Genomic DNA, 20830 nt, shown 5'->3' with positions numbered 1-20830 from the left:
CGCCCACCCGACAATGAGCATGTAGGAGAAGCAATGACGGTGCAGAACGAGTCGACCGCCAAGACCCACGGCGTGATCCTGACCGAGGCCGCTGCCGCCAAGGCGAAGTCGCTGCTCGACCAGGAGGGGCGGGACGATCTTTCGCTGCGGATCGCCGTTCAGCCCGGCGGCTGCGCGGGACTGCGCTACAACCTCTTCTTCGACGACCGGACGCTGGACGGCGACCTGACCGCCGAATTCGGCGGCGTGACCTTGACGGTGGACCGGATGAGCGCGCCGTATGTCGAAGGCGCGTCGATCGACTTCGTCGACACCATCGAGAAGCAGGGCTTCACCATCGACAACCCCAACGCCACGGGCTCGTGCGCGTGCGGGGACTCGTTCAACTGATCAATCGGTAAGACCGGGTCGGGCGTGTGCCCCGGCCCGGTCAGTACTGTCCTGCGGTGCGCAGCACGTAGGAGCACACCAGCACCTGCCCGCGCTGGAACAGCAGCTGAGCCAGGCCTTGCACCTGACCACGCGGCGGACCGCCGGTGGCCGGCACCACCTGCATGGTGAACAGCACCTGGGCCTGGTATTGCGACCAGTAGACGATCTTGTCCACCGAGGTGACGGTGACCTCGGAGAATTGCTTGCGGAACGCGTCGCTGCTCAGCTTGGCCAAGGCCTGATCGGAGCGCTTGTCCTTGACCGCGTCGTAGATCCCGCACAGCGAATTGCGGACGATGGTCTCGGTGTCCTTGTGCACCAGCGCGTCCAGATACCCCTGGATCGCCGTCTTGGCCGATCCTTCGGTGAAGGAAGCGCCGGTGCTGGCGCCGTTGGTGCGCACGCCGTAGACGATCGCGGCGGTCAGCGCGGCGACCAGCGCCACGGCCAACAGCACCCCGATCAGCAGCCGTTTGGGCCGTCGCTTGGGGTAGGCCGGTGCTGGTGGGCCGGGGGAGAAGCCGGGCGGTGCTTCGCTCGGGTCAGCGGGGAAGTCGAAGGTGGGCGGTTGCTGGTGTCCGGGCTCGGGGTAGGGGTGCGCCGACTGAGGTCCGTCGCTGCCGACACCATGGTTCGGCGGATGCGGACCGGCCATCGTTGTTCTCCTACGCTGGGTGGTGAGGCGGCGAGCGGTTGTCGCCCGAGCAGGGGGATTCCGGCAACCTGGTGAGCTCATCGAGCAGGCTAGCGCAACGGCTGTCACCGGCCCCCGGATGTCGGCACCTGGCGACGGCGTTGGTCGCCCGGCCGATCCCCATGAGAGGCTAGACGACCTATGGAACGAAGGGTGGAGATTCAGTGACGATCGCGGTAACGGGTTCTATTGCCACAGACCACTTGATGCGGTTTCCGGGCAAGTTCTCAGAGCAGCTGCTGCCCGAGCACCTGCACAAGGTGTCGCTGAGCTTCCTCGTCGACGACCTGGTGGTCCACCGCGGCGGGGTCGCCGGAAACATCGCTTTCGCCATCGGTGTGCTGGGTGGTGACGCCGCGCTGGTCGGCGCGGCCGGGCAGGACTTCACCGACTACCGCGACTGGCTGCAAGGCCACGGCGTCAACTGTGACAACGTCCTGATCTCCGAGAGCGCCCATACGGCGCGGTTCACCTGCACCACCGACGTCGACATGGCCCAGATCGCGTCCTTCTACCCGGGCGCCATGTCCGAGGCCCGCGGCATCAAGCTCGCCGATGTGGTGGCCGCCATCGGTACCCCGGAGCTGGTCATCATCGGGGCCAACGATCCCGAAGCCATGGTGCTGCACACCGACGAGTGCCGCGAACTGGGACTGCCCTTCGCCGCCGACCCGTCCCAGCAGCTGGCCCGGCTGTCCGGAGAGGAGATCCGCAAGCTCATCGACGGCGCCACCTACCTGTTCACCAACGACTACGAGTGGGATCTGCTGCTGTCCAAGACCGGCTGGTCGGAGGCCGACGTGATGGCGCAGATCGAGCTGCGGGTGACCACCCTGGGCGCCAAGGGCGTCGACATCGTCGACCGCGACGGCACCACCGTCCACGTCGGCGTGGTCCCGGAGAACAGCCAGACCGACCCCACCGGCGTCGGGGACGCGTTCCGGGCCGGTTTCCTGACCGGCCGCAGCGCCGGCCTGAGCATCGAGCGGTCCGCCCAGCTGGGTTCGCTGGTCGCCGTGCTGGTGCTGGAGTCGACCGGGACCCAGGAGTGGCAGTGGGACCGCGACGTCGCGACGACCCGCTTGGCCGGCGCGTACGGCGACGAGGCGGCCGCCGAGATCAGCGCCGTACTCGCCTAGCCGCCGCGAGCGCCTACAACTGCACCGGGTAGTGCGGTTCGCTGATCTGCGGCACCACGCTGTGCTCGACGAAAATCGCGTGCCAGAGCATGAAGATGAGCACGGTCCACAGCCGCCGGCTGTGATCGCTGGCGCCCAGCCGGTGCTCGTCGAGCATGCGGCGCACCGCGGCGAGGTCGACGAGGTGCCCGGCCTGCGACGAGGCCACCAAGTCGGTGGCCCACTCCAGTAGTTCGCCGGTGCGCAGCCAATGGCGGATGGGCACCGGGAAGCCCAGCTTGGGCCGGTTCAGCACGTGCGCGGGCACGATGGGCTCCAGTGCGCGCCGCAGCGCGTACTTGGTCGTGGTGCGGGTGATCTTGGCCTGATAAGGCAACCGCGACGCCACGGCGAACACCTCGGGGTCCAGGAACGGCACCCGCAGCTCCAGCGAGTTGGCCATCGTCATCTTGTCGGCCTTGACCAGGATGTCCCCGCGCAGCCAGGTGAACAGGTCGATGTGTTGCATGCGGGCCACCGGATCCCACCCGACCGACTCGGCGTACACCTGCGCGGTCACGTCGGTGTGCGTCCAGTCCGCCCGGAACCCGGGCAGGACGTCGCGCAACTGCGCGTCGGAGAAGCTGCGGGCGTTGCCGTAGTAGCGCTCCTCGAGCGTCAGCGAGCCGCGGTGCAGCAGGCTCTTGCCGCGCATGCCTTCGGGCAGCGGCTTGGACACCTTGCCCATCGACCGGCGCAGCGGCCGCGGCAGGTAGTCGAACGGCTTGAGCGACAGCGGCTCCCGGTAGATGGTGTAGCCGCCGAACAACTCGTCGGCGCCTTCGCCGGAGAGCACCACCTTGACGTGTTTGCGAGCTTCGCGGGCCACGAAGAACAACGGCACCAGCGCGGGATCGGCGACCGGCTCGTCGAGGTACCACACGATTTCGGGCAGCGCGGCGACGAACTCCTCGGGGCTGACCACTTTGGCGATGTGGCGGGCGCCGATGGCCTCGGCGGAGGCCACCGCGACGTCGATCTCGGAGAATCCCTCGCGCTCGAACCCGGTGGTGAAGGTGATCAGCCGCGGGTTGTGCCGGATGGCCAGCGCCGCGATGGCCGTCGAGTCGATACCGCCGGACAGGAACGCCCCGACGGTGACGTCGGCGCGCATGTGCTTGGCAACCGAGTCCTCGAGCACCGCGGTGATCTCGTCATAGCGAGCCTGTTCGCTGCCGGCGGCGATGGGGGTGGCCGCAAAGCGCGGCTGGAAGTAGCGGGTGACCTGCGGTTGGGCACCGGGACGGATGCGCGCGTAGCAGCCGGACTCCAGCCGCCGCACCCCACGGTGCAGCGTTTCGGGCTCGGGCACGTACTGCAGCACGGTGTAGTGCTGCACCGCACGCTCGTCGAGAGCGGTGTCGAAGCCCACCAGATCCGCCAGATCGAGCAGGCACTTCTTTTCGCTGGCCACAGCCGTGCCGCCGGGGCCGGTGGCCATGAACAGCGGCTTGATGCCGAAGGGGTCGCGGGCGCAGAACAATTCCCGGGTCACGGTGTCCCACAGCGCGAAGGCGAACATGCCGCGCAGCCGGCCCAAGACCTCGGCGCCCCAGTGGTGGTAGCCGGCTACGATCGCCTCTCCGTCGCCGTCGGTGGCGAAGACGGCGCCGTGCCTGGTGGTCAGCTCGTCGCGCAGCTCCAAGTAGTTGTAGATCTCGCCGTTGAACACCAGCACGTAGCGGTCGGGGGTTTCCGGCGGGCCCCAGCGCAGCGGCTGATGGGAATGGGCGATGTCGATGATGGACAGCCGGTTGAACCCGAACACCACGCCGGGGACGGACCCGTCGGCGTGCGGCTCGGTCCAGGTGCCCGGCTCGTCGGGACCCCGGTGGCGCATCAAGTGGGACGAGCGGGCTATCGCGCCGTCGACTTGGTCATCGGCTCCAGCGGGGCCGTCCGCCCCGGTCGGAGCCGCGACGAGGGCCAGCAGTCCACACACGGCGCCCCAGTATGCCGCACGTGGCGGTGCTGGGGGATGCCGCGGCGGGCGCGTCGCGGTGACCAGGCAGTCGCCGGGTCCCACCCCGTGGTCTACGCTGCGTAGTATTCGACATCCGAGCAGGAGGCGCCACCGTGACACGTCGCGAGCCAGGTCGTTCGCAAAGCTTGTCGCAGAGTAGGTCTCAGCGCCGTCCAGGCAGCACCGGACGCAGCGCCCGAGGCCTGACTCGTCGTCTCCGCCCGTTGGGGCTGGCGGGCACGCTGGGGGTGCTAGCGGTCACCCTGAGCGGCTGCAGCTGGTCTCAGGTGCTGGGGATGGGCTGGCCGTACGGGATCACCCCCGAGGGCCGCCTGAACCGGGAACTGTGGATCGGATCGGTGATCGCCGCGCTGGTGGTGGGCATCGCGGTGTGGGGGCTGATGTTCTGGTCGTCGGCTTTCCACCGCAAGAAGCGCAGCGACGAAGACTTCCCTCGCCAGTTCGGCTACAACATGCCGCTGGAGCTGGTGTTGACCGTCACACCATTCCTGATCATCTCGGTGCTGTTCTATTTCACCGTCGTGGTGCAGGAGAAGATGTTGCACCTGGAGAAGGACCCCGAGGTCGTCATCGACGTCACGGCGTTCCAGTGGAACTGGAAGTTCGGATATCAGCGGGTCAACTTCAAGGACGGCACCATGACCTACGAGGGTGCCGACCCCGAGCGCAAACGGGCCGTGGAGTCCAAGCCGGAGGGTAAGGACGCCCACGGCGAGGAGTTGGTGGGTCCGGTGCACGGGCGCAACACCGCCGACCGGGAATACCTCAACTACGACAAGGTCGAGATTCTGGGCACCCAAACCGAGATCCCGATCCTGGTGCTGCCCACCGGCAAGCGCATCGAATTCCAGCTGAACTCTGCAGACGTGGTGCACACCTTCTGGGTGCCGGAGTTCTTGTTCAAGCGCGACGTGATTCCCAACGCGAAAGCCAACAACTCGGTCAACGTGTTCCAGGTCGGGGAGATCACCCAGACCGGCGCGTTCGTCGGGCACTGCGCCGAGTTCTGTGGCACTTATCACTCGATGATGAACTTCGAGGTCCGCGTGGTGAACCCGAACGACTTCAAGGCGTACTTGCAGCAGCGAGTCGGCGGTAAGACCAACGCCGAGGCGTTGCAGGCGATCAACCAGCCTCCGCTGGCGGTCACCACCCATCCATTCGACGTTCGCCGGGGTCAATTGGCGCCCAGCGCCGGTTAGGACACGCAATGCATATCGAAGCCAGGCTGTTCGAATTCATCGCCGCCTTCTTCGTCGTGGTCGCGATCCTGTATGCGGTACTGACCGCAATCTTTTCCCCGGGTGGTGTCGAGTGGGCAGGCGCCACCGCCCTGGTGCTGACCGGCGGACTGGCGTTGATCGTGGCCACCTTCTTCCGGTTCGTCGCCCGTCGTCTCGACACCCGGCCCGAGGACTATGAAGGCGCCGAGATCAGCGACGGCGCAGGCGAATTGGGCTTCTTCAGCCCGCACAGCTGGTGGCCGATCATGATCGCCCTGGCCGGCTCGGTCGCGGCGGTCGGTATCGCATTGTGGCTGCCCTGGCTGATCACCGCGGGCGTGGTGTTCATCCTGGCTTCGGCGGCCGGACTGGTCTTCGAGTACTACACCGGCCCGGAGAACCACTGATCGGATCGAGGAAGGTCACAATCCGGGCATCAGTTGATCAGTGGCCAGTTTGCCGTTACTTCGCTGCCCCTCCCCGTTCGGTAGGGTTTTCGGGGCATAAGCAGAATCTCCCGAGCGCGCAGGTAGGGCGGCTTCGGCGCGCAGGTGAGGCAGTTGGACAGGGTAGGCAATCATGAGCGGGCCGAATCCGCCGGGGCGGGAACCTGACGAACCCGACTTCGCCGGCGAGCCCAGCGCCGAACCGGAGCCGGCGGCAGACGGCGACGACGCCGGCAGCGACTTCGGCCCGGACCTGGACTTGGGTGCTGGGTACGGTGGCGAGCTGGAGCCGTTCGATGCCGGCCACGACGTGCCGGAGATCACCGGCGCCACCGACATCTACTCCCGGGCCTACTCGGCGCCGGAGTCCGAGCAATTCGTCAGCGGCCAATACGTGCCGGCCGATCTGCGGCTCTACGACTACGACGACTACGAGGAGTTCGACGACGACGAGCACGCCGCGCCGCGGTGGCCCTGGGTGGTCGGCGTGGCCGCGATCGTGGCGGCAATCGCGCTGGTCGTCTCGGTGTCGCTGCTGGTGACGCGGACCGGCAGCAGCAGCAATCTGGCCAACCCGGCCACCACCACCACGTCGTCGACGCCGCCGGTGCAGGACGAAATCACCACCACCACACCGCCGCCGCCACCGCCACCCCCACCCCCACCGCCCACGACCGAGCCACCGACAGCCACGGAGACCCAGACAGTGACCGTGACCCCAGCACCGCCACCGCCCCCGGCGCCGGCGCCTTCGCCGTCGCCCCCGGCACCGCCACCGGCCAGCCCGTCTGCGGCCGCGCCGCCGCCCCCGACCACGCCGGCCGGGCCGCGGCAGGTCACCTACACTGTGACCGGCACCAAGGCCCCGGGCGACATCATCTCGGTGACCTATGTAGATGCTTCCGGCCGCAGACGGACACAGCACAACGTCTACATCCCGTGGTCGATCACCGTCACGCCGATCTCGAACTCGGACGTGGGCTCGGTCGAGGCGTCCAGCCTCTTCCGGGTCAGCAGGCTCAACTGCTCCATCACCACCAACGACGGAACGGTGTTGTCCTCCAACAGCAACGACGCCTGGCAGACGAGCTGCTGATGGTGGGTAGATACTCCTCGTACCGGCGCGGGCCGGACCCCGTCGTGCCGCCGAACCTCATCGACCGGATCATGATCGGTGTCTGCGCGGCCATCTGGCTGGTGCTGGTCGGCGTGGGGGTGGCCGCCATCGTCGCGCTGGCCGACCTCGGCCAGGGGTTCCACAAAGTGTCCGGCGGCTCGCACACGACATGGGTGTTGTACGCCGTCATCATCGTGTCGGCGCTGATCATCGCCGGCGCGATCCCGGTGTTGCTGAGAGCCCGCCGGACCCAACCGGAGCAGCCGATCGTGCGCTCACCGGCGCTGCAGGGACGCACGCTGGGGCGTGCGCCACTGAAGTCCGGGCGGCCCGCGGCCCGCGGGATCCCCGAGCCGGCCCGCCGGGGGACAGTCCAGGCGGTCGCGGCCGACGGCGACTGGTCGGGCGAGGCGGTGGACCGCATGTGGCTGCGTGGCACGGTCGCCCTGACCGCCGCCATCGGCACCGCGTTGATCGGCGTCGCGGCCGCGACCTATTTGATGGCCACCGGTCACGACGGGGCGGCGTGGGTGGTCTACGGCCTGTCCGGGTTGATCACGGTGGCCATGCCGGCCATCGAGTGGCTCTACGTCCGTCAGCTACGCGCCGCGCACGACAGGCACTGAGGCGTCAATCGACGGTGCGCCCAGGGCGGGAGTCCGAGTCCCGCCCTGGGCGCACGCCGGAGCTGCGATCAGCTAGTTGTGGTCGCCGTTGCGCGAGCCGTTGGAGCCGTTGCGTCCGTGGCCGTTGTGCGAGCCGTTCGAGCCGTTGAGGCCCTCCTGGTACTCGCGCATTGCGGTCAGCGCACGCCGTTCCCCGCTGTGCTGGGCTTCGCGCAAGGCCGCGTCCTCCGACGCCGGGTCGGCGCGCAGGAAGCTGCCCATGCCGGGCGAGCCGCCCGAGCCCAGCTTGTTCATCCGCTTCGGCAACGCCCCACCCTGGTATTCCAGCGGAAGCGGGTGGCCGTGGTCGTCGACGGGGCCCAACGGCTGGTGCAGCTCGATGTAGGCACCGTGCGGCAGCCGCTTGATGATGCCGGTCTCGATGCCGTGCTCGAGCACACCGCGGTCGCTGCGCTGCAGGCCGACCGCCCAGCGGTAGGCGATGAAGTAGACGAACGGCGGCAGGACCACCATGCCGATGCGCCCGATCCAGGTGGTGGCGTTGAGCGAGATGTGGAACTTCCACGCGATGATGTCGTTCATCGCCGCCAGCGTCAGCACCATGTAGAAGGCGATCGCCATGGAACCGACCGCGGTGCGTACCGGTGCATCACGCGGCCGCTGCAGCAGGTTGTGGTGCGCGTAGTCACCGGTGAACCGCTTCTCCAGGAAGGGGTAGACGATCAGCAGGACGAAGATCAGCCCCATCAGCAGCGCCACCCACACCGCAGCCGGAATGGTGTGGTGGAAGAAGTAGAACTCCCAGGGCGGCCAGATGCGGGCCAGGCCCTCGGTCCACATCATGTAGAAGTCCGGCTGTGAGCCCGCCGATACCTGAGATGGCTTGTAGGGGCCCAGGTTCCAGATCGGGTTGATCTGCAACAGTCCGCCCATCAGGCCGAGGACGCCGACGATCGCGGCGAAGAACGCGCCGGACTTGACCGCGAACACCGGCATGACCCGAACACCGATGACGTTGTGCTCGGTGCGTCCCGGGCCGGGGAACTGGGTGTGCTTCTGGAACCACACCATCGCCAGGTGCAGCCCGATCAGCGCCAAGATGATGCCCGGGAGCAGCAGGATGTGCAACGCGTACATGCGCGGGATGATGTAACCGGCTTGGGCGCATTCGTATCCCACTCCGCCACAAGGGAAGTCGCCACCGAACAGCGCCCAGTGCAGCCAGGTTCCGATGACCGGCATGCCCAGGGTGATCGACGACAGCGCGGCGCGCAGCCCGATGCCGGACAACAGGTCGTCAGGCAGCGAGTAGCCGAAGTAGCCCTCGAACATCGCCAGGATCAGCAGCAGCGCACCGATGACCCAGTTCGCTTCGCGCGGCCGGCGGAAAGCGCCGGTGAAGAAGATCCGGGCCAGGTGGACCATGATCGACGCGGCGAAAATCAGTGCGGCCCAGTGGTGGACCTGCCGGACGAACAGCCCGCCGCGCACCTCGAAGGAGATGTCCAGTGCCGAGGCGTAGGCCTTCGACATCTCCACGCCGCGCAGCGGTTGGTAGACGCCGTTGTAGGTGACGTCGGCCATGGAGGGGTCGAAGAACAGGGTCAGGTAAACCCCGGTGAGCAGCAGGACGATGAAGCTGTACAGCGCGATCTCACCGAGCAGGAACGACCAGTGCGTCGGGAAGACCTTGTTGAGCTGACGCCGGACCGCCGCCGAGGGGTGATAGCGGGTATCGATGTCCTCGCCTTGGCGGGCCAGGACGTCGCCGATTTTGGGGGGACGAAGTTTTGGACTCATGATGTTGTGCGCTCCCAGAATGCTGGTCCCACGGGTTCGCGGAAATCGCCGTTGGCGACGAGATACCCGTTTGAGTCAATTGTGATGGGTAGTTGCGCCAACGCGCGGGCCGCCGGACCGAAGATCGGCTTGGCGAAGTGCAGCGCGTCGAACTGCGACTGGTGGCACGGGCACAGGATGCGGTAGGACTGCTGCTCGTACAGCGACGCCGGGCAGCCCAGGTGCGAGCAGATCTTCGTGTAAGCGAACAGCTCGCCGAAGTTGAAGCTTTCCTGGCCCTGACGTTTGACCACGCGGCCGACGTCGGTGGGCTTGATCCGGATGAGCATCACGGGGTTGCGGATGCCCATCGCGATCGCCTGCAGTTTCTCCCGCGACTCGACGGTGGTGCCGTCGCCGTCGGACTCGCGCCAGGGGAAGACGGTTTCCATGCCGCCGGCCTCGATGTCTTCGGGACGCATCCGGACATAGGGCGCTCCCGAGTAGGACCCGGTCGAGCGCGCCAGATAGATGGTCTCGCCCTTGTAGCGCGGGGTCCAGCCCGAGGTCCACAGCACCGCCTTCTTACCCTCGGCGGTGGACACGACCGGCTTCCACGGGTTCTTGATCAAGCCGCCGGCAAACGCAACCAAGGTGCTCAGGCCAAACGCGCCCAGGCCCATGCCCAGGGACAGTCCGATCAGCTTGCGGCGGCGGACCGTGGAGCCGTCCAGGGCGTCGGTGAGGTTGGCGACCACGGTCTTGCGGTCGATGTCCCGCGAGGCCCCGTCGTGGCGTTCCTGGATCGAAATCTCTTCGGGGATGAACTTTTTCTGGAACTGCACCGCGCCGATGGCGATCGCCAGAATGGACAGACCGAACGTCAGCCCGTAGAGCGGAGTGGCCAGCGAGTACCAGATGTTGCCCGGGTCTTCCCGCGACTTGTACTCCCACGGCCAGAACAAGAAGACCAGCAGCAGGGCCAGCCCGAACAACCCACCCAGCAACAGCCACACCGCGACCGAGCGCTCGGCGCGCTTCTCGGCGCGGGTGCCCTCTACCGGCCAGCGCAGCTCCTTGTAGACGGTGTTGACGCCGTCCATCCGGCCACCGAGCTCGACCAGTTCCTTGGTCGACATGGCGGCCAAGGCGGCGTCGTCGGGTTCCTCGTGCGTCCCGACGTTGGCGCCGGTGTCGGTGTCGGAGCCGACGTCGGCTTTGGCGCGGTTCTTGATGTCAGCGTCGTCGCTCATGCTCGAGCCCCAATCCACAATGCCAAACCGATGGCGGCCACCATTCCGATGATCCACGCCGCCATGCCCTCAGGTGCGGGTCCAAATCCGCCGAGGCCGTAACCACCCGGCGGCCGCTCCTCCTTGACGCTCTTGATGTAGGCGATGATGTCCTTCTTGGCTTCGAAGGACAGCTGGCCGTCGCCGAACTTGGGCATGTTCTGCGGGCCGGTCAGCATCGCGGTCAAGATCTGCTGCTCGTTGGCCTCGATGTTGGGCGCGTACTTACCCGAGGACAGCGCGCCGCCCTGCCCGGTGAAGTTGTGGCAGGACGCACAGTTGAGGCGGAACAGATCGCCGCCGCGGCCCAGGTCGCTACCGCGCAGCGACTGCATGGCCAGGCTGCCGTCGGGATTGCGCACCACGGTCGGGCCGCCGCCGATGGATTGCACGTAGGCCCCCAGCGCATCGATCTGCGCCGCGTCGAAGATCGGCTCCTTGCGCGGCGCCTGCGCCTCCCCGCGCATGGCGGGCATCCGGCCGGTGGACACCTGGAAGTACACCGCCGCCTCACCGACGCCGATCAGGCTCGGCCCGTGGTCGGCCACGCCTTGCAGGTTGGCGCCGTGGCAGGACACGCAGGAGGTGTCGAAGAGTTGCTTGCCGGTCCGCAGCAGCGCTGCACCGGACTCGTCGGCGACGGCCACCTGGGGGCTGGGGGTCAGGACCGCGGCCAGCCCGCCGGCGATGGTCAGCGCTATCAGCAGCAACAGCCCGCCCGACACGCGCCGCCGCAGCCGCCGCCGCGCGCGGTCGCTGAGCCTGGCCTCTGGCCGGCTTTGCCTACCGGATCGGGTGGACCCCAACTTCTTCAACCGAGCACTCCTGTTCATAGCTGTATTCGGAGCCGCGAGCTCATCGGATGAAATAAATGACGGTGAACAGCGCGATCCACACGATGTCGACGAAGTGCCAGTAGTAGGACACGACGATGCTGGCGGTGGCCTGTGCGGGGGTGAACTTGCTCATCCCGGTGCGCGCCAGCAAGAAGATGAAGGCGATCAACCCGCCGGTCACGTGTAGCCCGTGGAAGCCGGTGGCCAGGTAGAACACGGTGCCGTAAGCGCTGCCGGGGATGGTGGTCCCGTGGCTGACCAGGTGGTAGTACTCGTAGGCCTGCCCGAGGATGAAGAAGAGTCCCATCAGGAACGTGATCACGTACCAGCGGCGCAGCCCGAAAACGTCACCGCGCTCGGCCGCGAACACCCCCATCTGGCAGGTGAACGACGAGGCGATCAGGACCAGCGTCACCGGGACGGCTTGGTACAAGTTCAGCTCGGTGGGCGGCGGCGGCCAGTTGCCGCCGGCCTGGGCTCGGGCCGTGAAATAGAACGCAAACAGCCCAGCAAAGAACATCAACTCGCTAGACAGCCACACTATGGTGCCGACACTGACCATGTTTGGTCGATTCAGCGAATGCACCCGCGACGTGATGGCAGTACCCGAGGTCCCTACAGCACTCGTCACATCCGCAAGTATGACGCTTTGTAGTTGTTGTCCTCTACCCGGGTCGAAAATTCGGGCGATTTGGTTCCCTTGCCGCCGTCCCGGCGTCGCGTCGTGGGACCATCGGCGCGTGGCTGTGTCCCCGGAGGCGTCCCCACCCGCGTCGGGCGCGGTGGAGTCGTCGTGGCCGCAACTGCTGGGCCGGCTGACCGACGGGCAGCATCTGCGGCGCGGCCAGGCCGCGTGGGCCATGGATCAGATCATGACCGGCCATGCCCAGCCGTCGCAGATCGCGGCCTTCGCCGTTGCGCTGAAGATGAAGGTGCCCACTGCGGCCGAAGTCAGCGAACTGGCCGAGGTCATGCTCAGCCACGCCAGACCGATGCCCACCGACGCGATCCCGGACGATGCCGTCGACGTCGTGGGCACCGGGGGTGACGGCGTCAACACGGTCAATCTGTCCACGATGGCGGCGATCGTGGTGGCGGCCGCCGGGGTGCCGGTGGTCAAACACGGCAACCGGGCGGCGTCGTCGTTGTCCGGCGGCGCCGACACGCTCGAGGCGCTCGGAGTCCGCATCGACCTGGGGCCCGACCAGGTGGCGCGCAGCCTGGCCGAAGTCGGCATCGGGTTCTGCTTCGCGCCGCAGTTTCACCCGTCCTACCGGCACGCCTCGGCGGTCCGCCGGGAGATCGGGGTGCCGACCGTGTTCAATTTGCTTGGGCCGCTGACCAATCCGGCTCGACCGCGGGCGGGGTTGATCGGCTGTGCCTTTGCCAACCTCGCCGAGGTGATGGCCGGGGTGTTCGCCGCCCGCCGGTCCAGCGTGCTGGTGGTGCACGGCGACGACGGGCTCGACGAGCTGACCACGACCACCACCAGCACCATCTGGCGGGTGCAGGCGGGCACCGTGGACAAGCTCACCTTCGACCCGGCGGGATTCGGCTTCCCCCGCGCCGACCTCGACGAACTGCGCGGCGGCGACGCGCAAGCCAACGCGGCGCAGGTCCGCGCCGTGCTGGCGGGCGCCGCCGGTCCGGTGCGGGATGCGGTGGTGCTCAACGCCGCCGGTGCGATCGTCGCCCACGCCGGGCTATCCAGCCGCGCTGAATGGCTGCCGGCGTGGGAGGACGGGCTGCGGCGGGCCGCCGCGGCCATCGACAGCGGGGCGGCCGAACACCTGCTCGCGCGATGGGTGCGGTTCGGCCAGCAGGTCTGAGTGCCCGCTGCCCCGGCCTACTCGGCTAGTTCGACTATCAACGGCCTGCTCGGCGGCGATCCGCGCCGATCGCGCCGAGGCCGCCCACGCGGCCCACGGGCCTGCCGACCGCAGCGGTGAACACCAACCGTCGTCGGACTCGTCGCCGGTGACCCGCACGATGCGCACACCCGGCGTCGTCAGCCAGCGGGTGACCAGCGCGGTTTCCTCGACCAGCGCGCCGCCCAGTGGTGCCGGGGTCGGCAGCACCGTCTGCGCCCCCGCCGTGATCGCCTCGACCACCGGCATCGGCGGTACTCCGCGCCCGGCGGCGCCGGCCGCGGCGAGTTGACCGTGGCGGACGACGGCGAGGTGATAGCCGCCGCTACCGTCCGGGGCCGCGGCGATCAACTCGGGCAGCCGCGCCAGCGCGCGCAGGCGCTGGCCGCGCCACAGCATCTCGATGGCGGTGGCGATGTGGTCGCGCAGCCGTGCCGCGCTTTCGTAGTGTCGGCGCTCGGCCAGTTGATTGACCTGCTCGACGGCCGCCGCGAGCGCGGCGTTGTCGGCTCCGTCGGTCAACGCCAGCGCCCGCACCGTCGCGGCGGCGTACTGGGTGGGGGTCACATCGCGGGCCGCCGGGCAGGGTGACACTTCGACCCGCGGGCAGTCCGGTCCGTGCAGCGCCGAACGCCCCAGGCGCTTGGTGCAGGTGCGGATGCCGGTGTACCGGGCCAGCAGCGCCGCGGTGTCCGCGGCGTCGGCGCGCGAGCGAAACGGGCCGATGACTCGGTCGTGGCGGGGATTGCGGACCACCGACAGCCGCGGGAACGCCTCGTCGCTGAGCACCACCCACCACCACCGGTGCGGAAATTTCGACCGGCGGTTGTAGGGCGGGGCGTGGGCGGCCAGCAGCCGCAGCTCCCGCACGCCTGCTTCCAGCGCATGGGCGCATTCGACATGGTCGACGGCGCTGGCCAGGGCGACCATCTCCTTCATCCGGCCCCGCGGATCGCTGCCGTTGAAGTACTGGTTCACCCGCCGGCGCAGGTCCACCGCGGTTCCGACGTACAGCACTTCACCGGACGGTCCGCGGAACAGATACACCCCCGGCCGCCGCGGCAGGCGCTCGGCGAGCACCCGCTTGCGCCGCTGGGCCGGGGTGACGTCGGGCAGGTAGGCGCGCAGGTCGGCATAGGTGTGCACGCCCTGGTTGCCCACTCGCTCGATGAGTGCGTGCAATACGTCGACGGTCGCGCGAGCGTCGTCCAGTGCCCGGTGGGTGGGCTGGGTAGTGACGGCGAACAGCTTGGCCAGCGACGCCAGCCGCACGCTGGGCGCCTCTTCCCGGCTCAACACCCGCCGCGCCAGCCGAACCGTGCACAACACCCGTGGCCGGGGCCAGGCGATGTTGCACCGTTGGGCCGCGGCGCGCAGGAATCCGATGTCGAAGCCGGCGTTGTGCGCGACCAGGATGGCGTCACCGGCGAACTCGAGAAACATCGGCAGGACCGCATCGATCGTGGGCGCGTCACACACCATTGCCGTGGTGATGCCGGTCAGTTGGACGATCTGGGGCGGGATGCTGCGTTGCGGGTCGACCAGGGTGGCGAATTCACCCAGGACCGCCCCGCCGCGCACCTTGACCGCGCCGATCTCGGTGATGGCGTCGGCCGCGGCGGCGTCGGTGCCGCTCGCGCGGCCGCCGGTGGTCTCCAGGTCCACCACGACGAAGGTGGTGTCGTGCAGCGACTGTTCCGCGGCGCCGTCCCAGCCGTCCACCTGCGCGAAGCTCAGCTGAGTCGCACCGGTCACGCCCATGGCGGTGACGTTAGGCATGCGCACCGACAGCCCCGGTTTCCCACGCCGGGCGGGCTTGTCGGTGCTCGCAGTTAGCGTTCGACACGCAGCCCCGACCGAGCGTTCGGAATTGCTCGAGGAAAACCGGACGAACCGAATGAGAGGACTCAGGAGATGTCACATGCCAGCGGCCCCGAATGCGCGGGAGGCGCCAGGGGCAAGCCGGGTGAGCCGGTGGTGATCGACTGCGACGATTGCGCGGTGCGGGGGCCTGGGTGCCGCGACTGCGTCGTCAGTGTGTTGCTCGGTGTGCCCGAAACCCTTTCGTACGATGAGCAAGTCGCGTTGGAAGCGCTCGCCGATGCGGGGTTGGCGCCGCGACTGCGGCTGGTGCCGATCCGCCGCGACCGTGCGCCAGGGGTGGCCTAGCGAACATGTATGGTGTTGAGCGCCAGGCGAAAAGCACTAAACCGTTCCACAGAGAAATGACAGAATTCTACCCATTTTCTTAACTCCCTGCTTTGGACAAACGTCGATATCGTTTCGTAACCTGTTTGAGACCTAAACCCAGATCGACGACTAAACGTCGACGGCCGTTTAAGGAAGCAAATCTTGAGGCTCGACTGTAGGCATTCGATCGCGCGCGCAATCAAGCGGTCCGCCATCGGTTCGTTAGCGAGCTTCACCGCGTTGTCCGGGATTTTGGCTGCGAATGCGCTTGCCGATCCTGCCCAGGACGCGCTGGCGAAGCTCAACGAGCTGTCCCGGCAGGCCGAGCAGACCACCGAGGCCATGCACAGCGCCGAGCTCGACTTGGGCGCCAAGCTGGCAGCCCAGCAGGCGGCCGACAAGAAGCACGTGGAGGATCTGGCCGCCGCCGATGCCGCCAAAGCGCGCCTGGCGACGTTCCAGACCGCGGTCAACAAGCTGGCCGCCGCCACCTACATGGGTGGCCGCACCGACGGCATGGCCGCCATTCTGACCGCGGAGTCACCGCAGCTGCTGATCGACCGGATGTCGGTGCAGCGCGTGATGGCGCGTCAAATGTCAACGCAGATGGCCGAATTCAAGGCTGCGGGCGAGCAGGCCGCGAAGGCTGAGCAGGAGTCGGCCAAGTCCGCCGCCGACGCCAAAGCCGCCGCCGAGCAGGCCGCAGCAGTACGGGCCAGCTTGCAGCACAAGCAAAGCCAGTTGCAGGTACAGATCGCCGTGGTGAAGTCCCAGTACCAGGCCCTGACCCCCGAGCAGCGCACCGCGCTCGCCGACCCCGGCCAGGTCCCGGCCGGGCTTGCCGGCGGCCCCGCTCCCGCGCCCGAGGCGGCACCCCCGGGTGCGCCGCCGGCCGAGGGGCAGCCACCCGGTGAAGGTCCGCAACCGGGCGGGGCGCCCGGGTTCACGGTGCCCGGTGAAGGTGGCGGCGGTGACCGCGCCACGGTGGTGCAGGCCGCGTTGACCCAGGTCGGCTCGCCGTACGTGTGGGGTGGCGCCGCACCGGGCGGGTTCGACTGCTCCGGGCTGGTGATGTGGGCGTTCCAGCAGGCCGGCATCGCGTTGCCGCACTCCAGCCAGGCGCTGGCCCATGGTGGTCAGCCGGTCAACCTGTCCGACTTGCAGCCCGGTGACGTGCTGACCTTCTACTCCGACGCCTCCCACACCGGCATCTACGTGGGCGACGGCATGATGGTTCACTCGTCCACCTTCGGCCAACCGGTGCGTGTGGTGCCGATGGGCGCCGGCGGCCCGATCTACGACGCCCGCCGCTACTGACCGGCCCGCCGGACTGCGAGTCCGGCGCTGGCTGCCGCTGCTGCTGGCGTGCGTCTTCGCTGGTGAGCTGATCGCCGGCGCGGCCCTCCTCCCAGCCACGCGGCAACCAGGGCCCCAACCGTTGGTCGTCGCAGGCCGCACCATCCGCCTCGAGAACCTCGGCGGCCCGAGCACCGGCTCGCTGCTGTTGCGGGTGGCGGCCGACATGGGCCCCGCCATCGACGACGTCGTCACGTTCTGGGGCGCGGACTGGTCGCGCGAAATCTCGGTCGTCGCCGCCGGCACCGACGAGCAATTCCGCGCCGCCGCCGGCGGGGGACCGGCGTCGCAGTGGACTGACATCGCGGCCGTGACGGTCGTCGAACGTGTCGACATCGCCAGTCGCACGGCGGTCGATCAGCGGATCGTATTCGCGCCCGGGGCGGCGAACATGACGGCCGCTGCACTGCGAATTGTGTTGTCGCACGAGCTTTTCCACTACGCGGCGCGGGTGGACACCGCGACCGATGCCCCGCGGTGGCTCACCGAGGGAGTCGCCGACTTCGTCGCCCGGCCCCGCGCAGCGCTGCCCCCGGATGCGGCGTCCGCGGCGGCAAAATTGCCCTCGGACAGCGACCTGGACACCCCCGGACCGCAGCGCTCGCTGGCCTACGACCGGGCGTGGTGGTTCACCCGGTTCGTCGCCGACGCCTACGGCGCGGCGAAGCTGCGTGCGCTGTATCTGGCCGCCTGCGGCATCGGGCATACCGACGTCCCGACCGCCATCCGCGACGTACTGGGCACCGACCCCGCGGGCTTGCTGGTGGGCTGGCAGCGATGGCTGGACCGGTAACCTTTCGCCAGTGAGCCGGGTGCTGCTGGTAACCAACGACTTTCCGCCCCGACGCGGCGGCATCCAGTCCTACCTGGGTGAGTTCGTCGGTCTGCTGGTCGACGCCGGACTGCACGATGTCACGGTCTATGCGCCGAAGTGGAAGGGCGACAAGGACTTCGACGAGGTGGCCGCGGCGCGCGGCTACCGCGTGGTGCGTCATCCGGGCACGCTGATGCTGCCCGTTCCGACGGTCGAGGGCCGGATGCGGCGGCTCATCGCCGAGCACGGCATCGACACCGTCTGGTTCGGCGCCGCCGCGCCGCTGGCGCTGCTGGCGCCGCGGGCCCGGCAAGCCGGAGCGACCCGGGTGCTGGCCAGCACCCACGGCCACGAGGTCGGCTGGTCGATGCTTCCGGTCGCGCGGTCGGTGCTGCGGCGTATCGGCGAGGGCACCGACGTGGTGACCTTCGTCAGCCGCTACACGCGCTCGCGCTTCGCGCCCGCGTTCGGGCCCGCCGCCTCCCTGGAATACCTGCCGCCCGGCGTGGACAGCGACCGGTTCCACCCGGATGCGTCCGCCCGGGCCGAGTTGCGGCAGCGTTACGGCCTGGGCGAGCGGCCGACCATCGTGTGCGTGTCCCGGCTGGTGCCGCGCAAAGGCCAGGACATGCTGATCAAGGCGCTCAGTGCCGTCCGGCGCCGGGTCGACGGCGCCGCGCTGGTCATCGTCGGCGGCGGCCCCTACCTCGACACGTTGCGCAAGCTGGCGCACGACTGCGGGGTGGCCGAACACGTCACCTTCACCGGCGGCGTGCCGGGCGCCGAACTGCCCGCCCACCATGCCATGGCCGACGTCTTCGCGATGCCATGCCGTACCCGGGGCGGCGGCATGGACGTCGAAGGATTGGGCATCGTGTTCCTGGAAGCCTCGGCCACCGGGGTGCCGGTGGTCGCCGGCGATTCCGGTGGCGCGCCAGAAGCGGTGCAGCACAACAAGACCGGGCTGGTCATCGACGGCAACTCGACAGCCGAGGTCGCCGAAGCGATCACCGAACTGCTGACCGACGCCGACCGGGCGGCCGCGATGGGCGCCGCCGGCCGGGACTGGGTGCGGTCCCAGTGGCGCTGGGACACGCTGGCCACCCGCCTGGCGGGCCTGCTGGCCAGCCGCTAGCCCTTGTCGTAGATCGCCTCGATGTCGGAGGCGAACTTCTCGGCCACCACGTTGCGCTTGACCTTCATCGTCGGCGTCAGCTCGCCGGTGTCCTCGGTGAAGTCGACCGGCAAAATCCGGAACTTGCGGATCGACTCCGCGTTGGACACCTGCAGGTTGGCCTGCTTGACGGCCGCGTCCACCTCGGCGACGAGGTCGGGGTCGCTGGTCAGGTCGCCCACCGTCGCGCCGGCGGATTTGCTGTTGCGTTCCTTCCAGCCGTCGAACGCTTCGGGGTCGATGGTGATCAGCGCGCCGATGAACGGCTTGTTGTCGCCGACCACCATGGCCTGGCTGATCAGCGGATGCGAGCGCAACTGGTCCTCGAGCACGGCGGGGGCCACATTCTTTCCGCCCGCGGTGACGATGAGTTCCTTCTTGCGGCCGGTGATGGTCACGAAGCCGTCTTCGTCGACCGCACCCAGGTCACCGGTGCGGAACCAGCCATCGGTGAACGCGTCCGCGGTGGCCTGCTCGTTGCGCCAGTAGCCGCCGAACACCACGCCGCCGCGCACCAGCAACTCTTTGTCCTCGGCGATGCGCAGGCTGTTGCCGGGCACCAGCTTGCCGACGGTCCCGATCTTGAGGCCGTTGACCTGGTTGACGGTCACCGCCGCGCTGGTCTCGGTCAGGCCGTAGCCCTCGTAGACCGTGACCCCGGCGCCGCGGTAGAAGTGGCCGAGGCGGGCGCCTAGCGGTGCCCCACCCGAGACGGCTGCGTGGCAGTCACCGCCCAGCGCCGCGCGCAGCTTGCTGTAGACCAGCCGGTCGAACACCGCGTGCTTGGCGCGCAGCACCAGACCGGGCTTGCCCTCGTCGTGGGCACGGCTCCAGTCCACCGCGGTTTGCGCGGCGGCCTTGAAAATGGGCCCCTTGCCGTCGTTGGCGGCATTCTGCTCGGCGGTGTTGTACACCTTCTCGAACACACGCGGCACCGACACCACGACCGTCGGCTTGAACACCGCGAAGATCGGCAGCAGGTTTTTGATGTCGCTGGTGAAGCCGACGGTCACCTTGCTGGTGTAGGCCGACAAGGTCAGCGCCCGCGCCAGCACGTGGGCCAGGGGCAAGAACACCAGCAGCCGCTGACCGGTGGTCAACAGCGTCGGCAGGCACTCTTGGGTGCCGCGGATCTCGTAGAGCAGGTTGGAGTGGGTGAGCTGGCAGCCCTTGGGGCGCCCGGTGGTACCCGAGGTGTAGATCAGCGTGGCCGGGTCTTCCGACCGCAGCTCCTTCAGGCGGGCGGTCACCTCACCCGCATCGACCTCGGCGCCCGCCTCGACCAGCTGGTCGAGCGCCTTGGGGCCCGACCCGTCGATGTGCAGCACCCGTCGGAGGGCGGGCAGGTCACCGGCGAGCTCGGTGACCATTGCCGCGTGGGCGTCGGTCTCGGCGAACGCCAGCACCGCCTCGGAGTCCTGCAGCACCCAGCGCACCTGCTCGGCCGACGACGTCTCATAGATCGGCACGGTGACCCCGCCCACCGCCAAAATCGCCATGTCCAGGATCGCCCACTCGTAGCGGGTGGCCGAGAAGATGGACACCCGGTCACCGGCCTGCACGCCCAGCGCTATCAAACCCAGTGCGGCGGCGCGGATTTGCTCGGCGGCCTCGGCGCACGTGACGTCGGTCCACTCGCCGTCGATCAAGCGCTGGTAGATGACGTAGTCGGGATCGTCTCGCTCGTGCTCGAACACCACGGCGGCGACGCTGTCGTGCTCGTCGACGGAAAAGCGGGCAGGGACGCTGTACTGACGCACTGGATGACCTCGCTAAAGGGCTGGCTATTGCTGCCCAGCCTAACTGGGCTGCAGGGTGGCC

18 protein-coding genes and 1 pseudogene are annotated in these 20830 nt (G+C 68.5%); 11 read left to right on the top strand and 8 right to left on the bottom strand.

Annotation, left to right across the window (positions count from 1 at the left end):
- Positions 1 to 33: 33 nt before the first annotated feature.
- The gene (locus I2456_RS15660) at positions 34 to 390 is read left to right on the top strand and encodes an iron-sulfur cluster assembly accessory protein (protein WP_067418934.1); all 357 of its coding nucleotides are present in this window, start codon (positions 34 to 36) and stop codon (positions 388 to 390) included.
- A gap of 40 nt (positions 391 to 430) precedes the next feature.
- Here I2456_RS15660 and I2456_RS15655 read toward each other — a convergent pair whose 3' ends face one another.
- Complete coding sequence (locus I2456_RS15655; protein ID WP_068159923.1) at positions 431 to 1087, bottom strand: Rv0361 family membrane protein; 657 nt, start codon at positions 1085 to 1087, stop codon at positions 431 to 433.
- 203 nt (positions 1088 to 1290) lie between these two features.
- Here I2456_RS15655 and I2456_RS15650 point away from each other — a divergent pair, with 203 nt between their 5' ends.
- A complete protein-coding gene (locus I2456_RS15650) occupies positions 1291 to 2265 on the top strand; it encodes a carbohydrate kinase family protein (RefSeq protein ID WP_068026766.1) in 975 nt (324 codons plus the stop codon).
- A gap of 13 nt (positions 2266 to 2278) precedes the next feature.
- Here the strand turns inward: I2456_RS15650 and asnB are convergent, their stop codons facing one another.
- A complete protein-coding gene (gene asnB, locus I2456_RS15645; RefSeq protein ID WP_085074525.1) occupies positions 2279 to 4246 on the bottom strand; it encodes an asparagine synthase (glutamine-hydrolyzing) in 1968 nt (655 codons plus the stop codon).
- Between the two features lie 134 nt (positions 4247 to 4380).
- Between asnB and ctaC the strand changes: the two genes are divergently transcribed.
- From ctaC to I2456_RS15625, 4 genes are all read left to right on the top strand, one after another.
- Positions 4381 to 5490 (top strand): aa3-type cytochrome oxidase subunit II, encoded by a 1110-nt coding sequence (gene ctaC, locus I2456_RS15640; RefSeq protein ID WP_085074524.1) that lies wholly within the window; start codon positions 4381 to 4383, stop codon positions 5488 to 5490.
- A gap of 8 nt (positions 5491 to 5498) precedes the next feature.
- Positions 5499 to 5918, top strand: a complete 420-nt coding sequence (locus I2456_RS15635; RefSeq protein WP_068026757.1) for a cytochrome c oxidase subunit 4 — start codon at positions 5499 to 5501, stop codon at positions 5916 to 5918.
- A 172-nt stretch (positions 5919 to 6090) separates the two neighbouring features.
- Positions 6091 to 7053 carry an MmpS family transport accessory protein gene (locus tag I2456_RS15630; RefSeq protein WP_163703950.1) on the top strand — a complete coding sequence of 321 codons (963 nt, stop codon included), beginning with the start codon at positions 6091 to 6093 and terminating at the stop codon, positions 7051 to 7053.
- Positions 7053 to 7700 (top strand): DUF2561 family protein, encoded by a 648-nt coding sequence (locus I2456_RS15625; RefSeq protein ID WP_085075597.1) that lies wholly within the window; start codon positions 7053 to 7055, stop codon positions 7698 to 7700. The genes I2456_RS15630 and I2456_RS15625 overlap by 1 nt, the downstream gene beginning before the upstream one ends.
- 72 nt (positions 7701 to 7772) lie before the next feature.
- Here I2456_RS15625 and qcrB read toward each other — a convergent pair whose 3' ends face one another.
- Genes qcrB through ctaE form a run of 4 tightly spaced genes read right to left on the bottom strand, consistent with a single transcriptional unit; the run spans position 7773 to position 12238 of the window.
- On the bottom strand, positions 7773 to 9500 hold the full coding sequence (gene qcrB / locus I2456_RS15620) for a cytochrome bc1 complex cytochrome b subunit (RefSeq protein ID WP_085075598.1): 1728 nt from the start codon (positions 9498 to 9500) through the stop codon (positions 7773 to 7775).
- A complete protein-coding gene (gene qcrA, locus I2456_RS15615) occupies positions 9497 to 10732 on the bottom strand; it encodes a cytochrome bc1 complex Rieske iron-sulfur subunit (protein ID WP_068026743.1) in 1236 nt (411 codons plus the stop codon). The genes qcrB and qcrA overlap by 4 nt, the downstream gene beginning before the upstream one ends.
- The gene (qcrC, locus tag I2456_RS15610; protein WP_241007999.1) at positions 10729 to 11586 is read right to left on the bottom strand and encodes a cytochrome bc1 complex diheme cytochrome c subunit; all 858 of its coding nucleotides are present in this window, start codon (positions 11584 to 11586) and stop codon (positions 10729 to 10731) included. Before qcrC ends, qcrA begins: the two co-directional genes overlap by 4 nt.
- Positions 11587 to 11626: 40 nt before the next feature.
- Entirely contained in the window at positions 11627 to 12238 is a 612-nt protein-coding gene (gene ctaE / locus I2456_RS15605; protein ID WP_068026740.1) for an aa3-type cytochrome oxidase subunit III, read from the bottom strand.
- Positions 12239 to 12347: 109 nt separating this feature from the next.
- Here ctaE and trpD point away from each other — a divergent pair, with 109 nt between their 5' ends.
- A complete protein-coding gene (gene trpD, locus I2456_RS28520) occupies positions 12348 to 13436 on the top strand; it encodes an anthranilate phosphoribosyltransferase (RefSeq protein ID WP_068026736.1) in 1089 nt (362 codons plus the stop codon).
- Here trpD and I2456_RS15600 read toward each other — a convergent pair.
- A pseudogene (locus I2456_RS15600) lies at positions 13374 to 15236 on the bottom strand (DEDD exonuclease domain-containing protein); the annotation flags it as partial. The gene trpD and the pseudogene I2456_RS15600 overlap by 63 nt on opposite strands.
- Before the next feature lie 153 nt (positions 15237 to 15389).
- On the opposite strand from I2456_RS15600, the gene I2456_RS15595 reads away from it, so the two are divergent.
- The 4 genes from I2456_RS15595 (at position 15390) to pimB (ending at position 18970) form a co-directional block, all read left to right on the top strand.
- Positions 15390 to 15644, top strand: coding sequence for a hypothetical protein (locus I2456_RS15595; protein ID WP_068026732.1), 255 nt, complete (start codon positions 15390 to 15392; stop codon positions 15642 to 15644).
- Between the two features lie 183 nt (positions 15645 to 15827).
- The gene (ripC, locus tag I2456_RS15590) at positions 15828 to 16982 is read left to right on the top strand and encodes a peptidoglycan hydrolase RipC (protein ID WP_085075601.1); all 1155 of its coding nucleotides are present in this window, start codon (positions 15828 to 15830) and stop codon (positions 16980 to 16982) included.
- A gap of 121 nt (positions 16983 to 17103) precedes the next feature.
- On the top strand, positions 17104 to 17814 hold the full coding sequence (locus tag I2456_RS15585) for a hypothetical protein (protein ID WP_371869961.1): 711 nt from the start codon (positions 17104 to 17106) through the stop codon (positions 17812 to 17814).
- Positions 17815 to 17824: 10 nt separating this feature from the next.
- Positions 17825 to 18970, top strand: a complete 1146-nt coding sequence (pimB, locus tag I2456_RS15580; RefSeq protein WP_085075602.1) for a GDP-mannose-dependent alpha-(1-6)-phosphatidylinositol monomannoside mannosyltransferase — start codon at positions 17825 to 17827, stop codon at positions 18968 to 18970.
- Here pimB and I2456_RS15575 read toward each other — a convergent pair.
- Positions 18967 to 20769 (bottom strand): AMP-dependent synthetase/ligase, encoded by a 1803-nt coding sequence (locus I2456_RS15575; RefSeq protein WP_068026725.1) that lies wholly within the window; start codon positions 20767 to 20769, stop codon positions 18967 to 18969. The genes pimB and I2456_RS15575 overlap by 4 nt on opposite strands.
- Between the last annotated feature and the right edge of the window lie 61 nt (positions 20770 to 20830).

Origin of the sequence: Mycobacterium kubicae (assembly GCF_015689175.1) — a bacterium.
Taxonomy (GTDB): domain Bacteria; phylum Actinomycetota; class Actinomycetes; order Mycobacteriales; family Mycobacteriaceae; genus Mycobacterium; species Mycobacterium kubicae.
The sequence above is the reverse complement of the archived record's forward strand: the minus strand, read 5'-3'. Positions and strand labels throughout refer to the sequence as shown.

What these genes read in the sequence shown, in the direction of transcription:
- I2456_RS15660 (WP_067418934.1), top strand. Translation starts at nt 34, where the DNA reads ATGACGGTGCAGAACGAGTCGACCGCCAAGACCCACGGCGTGATCCTG.
- I2456_RS15625 (WP_085075597.1), top strand. Translation starts at nt 7,053, where the DNA reads ATGGTGGGTAGATACTCCTCGTACCGGCGCGGGCCGGACCCCGTCGTG.
- I2456_RS15635 (WP_068026757.1), top strand. Translation starts at nt 5,499, where the DNA reads ATGCATATCGAAGCCAGGCTGTTCGAATTCATCGCCGCCTTCTTCGTC.
- qcrA (WP_068026743.1), bottom strand. Translation starts at nt 10,732, where the DNA reads ATGAGCGACGACGCTGACATCAAGAACCGCGCCAAAGCCGACGTCGGC.
- I2456_RS15655 (WP_068159923.1), bottom strand. Translation starts at nt 1,087, where the DNA reads ATGGCCGGTCCGCATCCGCCGAACCATGGTGTCGGCAGCGACGGACCT.
- I2456_RS15595 (WP_068026732.1), top strand. Translation starts at nt 15,390, where the DNA reads ATGTCACATGCCAGCGGCCCCGAATGCGCGGGAGGCGCCAGGGGCAAG.
- qcrB (WP_085075598.1), bottom strand. Translation starts at nt 9,500, where the DNA reads ATGAGTCCAAAACTTCGTCCCCCCAAAATCGGCGACGTCCTGGCCCGC.
- I2456_RS15630 (WP_163703950.1), top strand. Translation starts at nt 6,091, where the DNA reads ATGAGCGGGCCGAATCCGCCGGGGCGGGAACCTGACGAACCCGACTTC.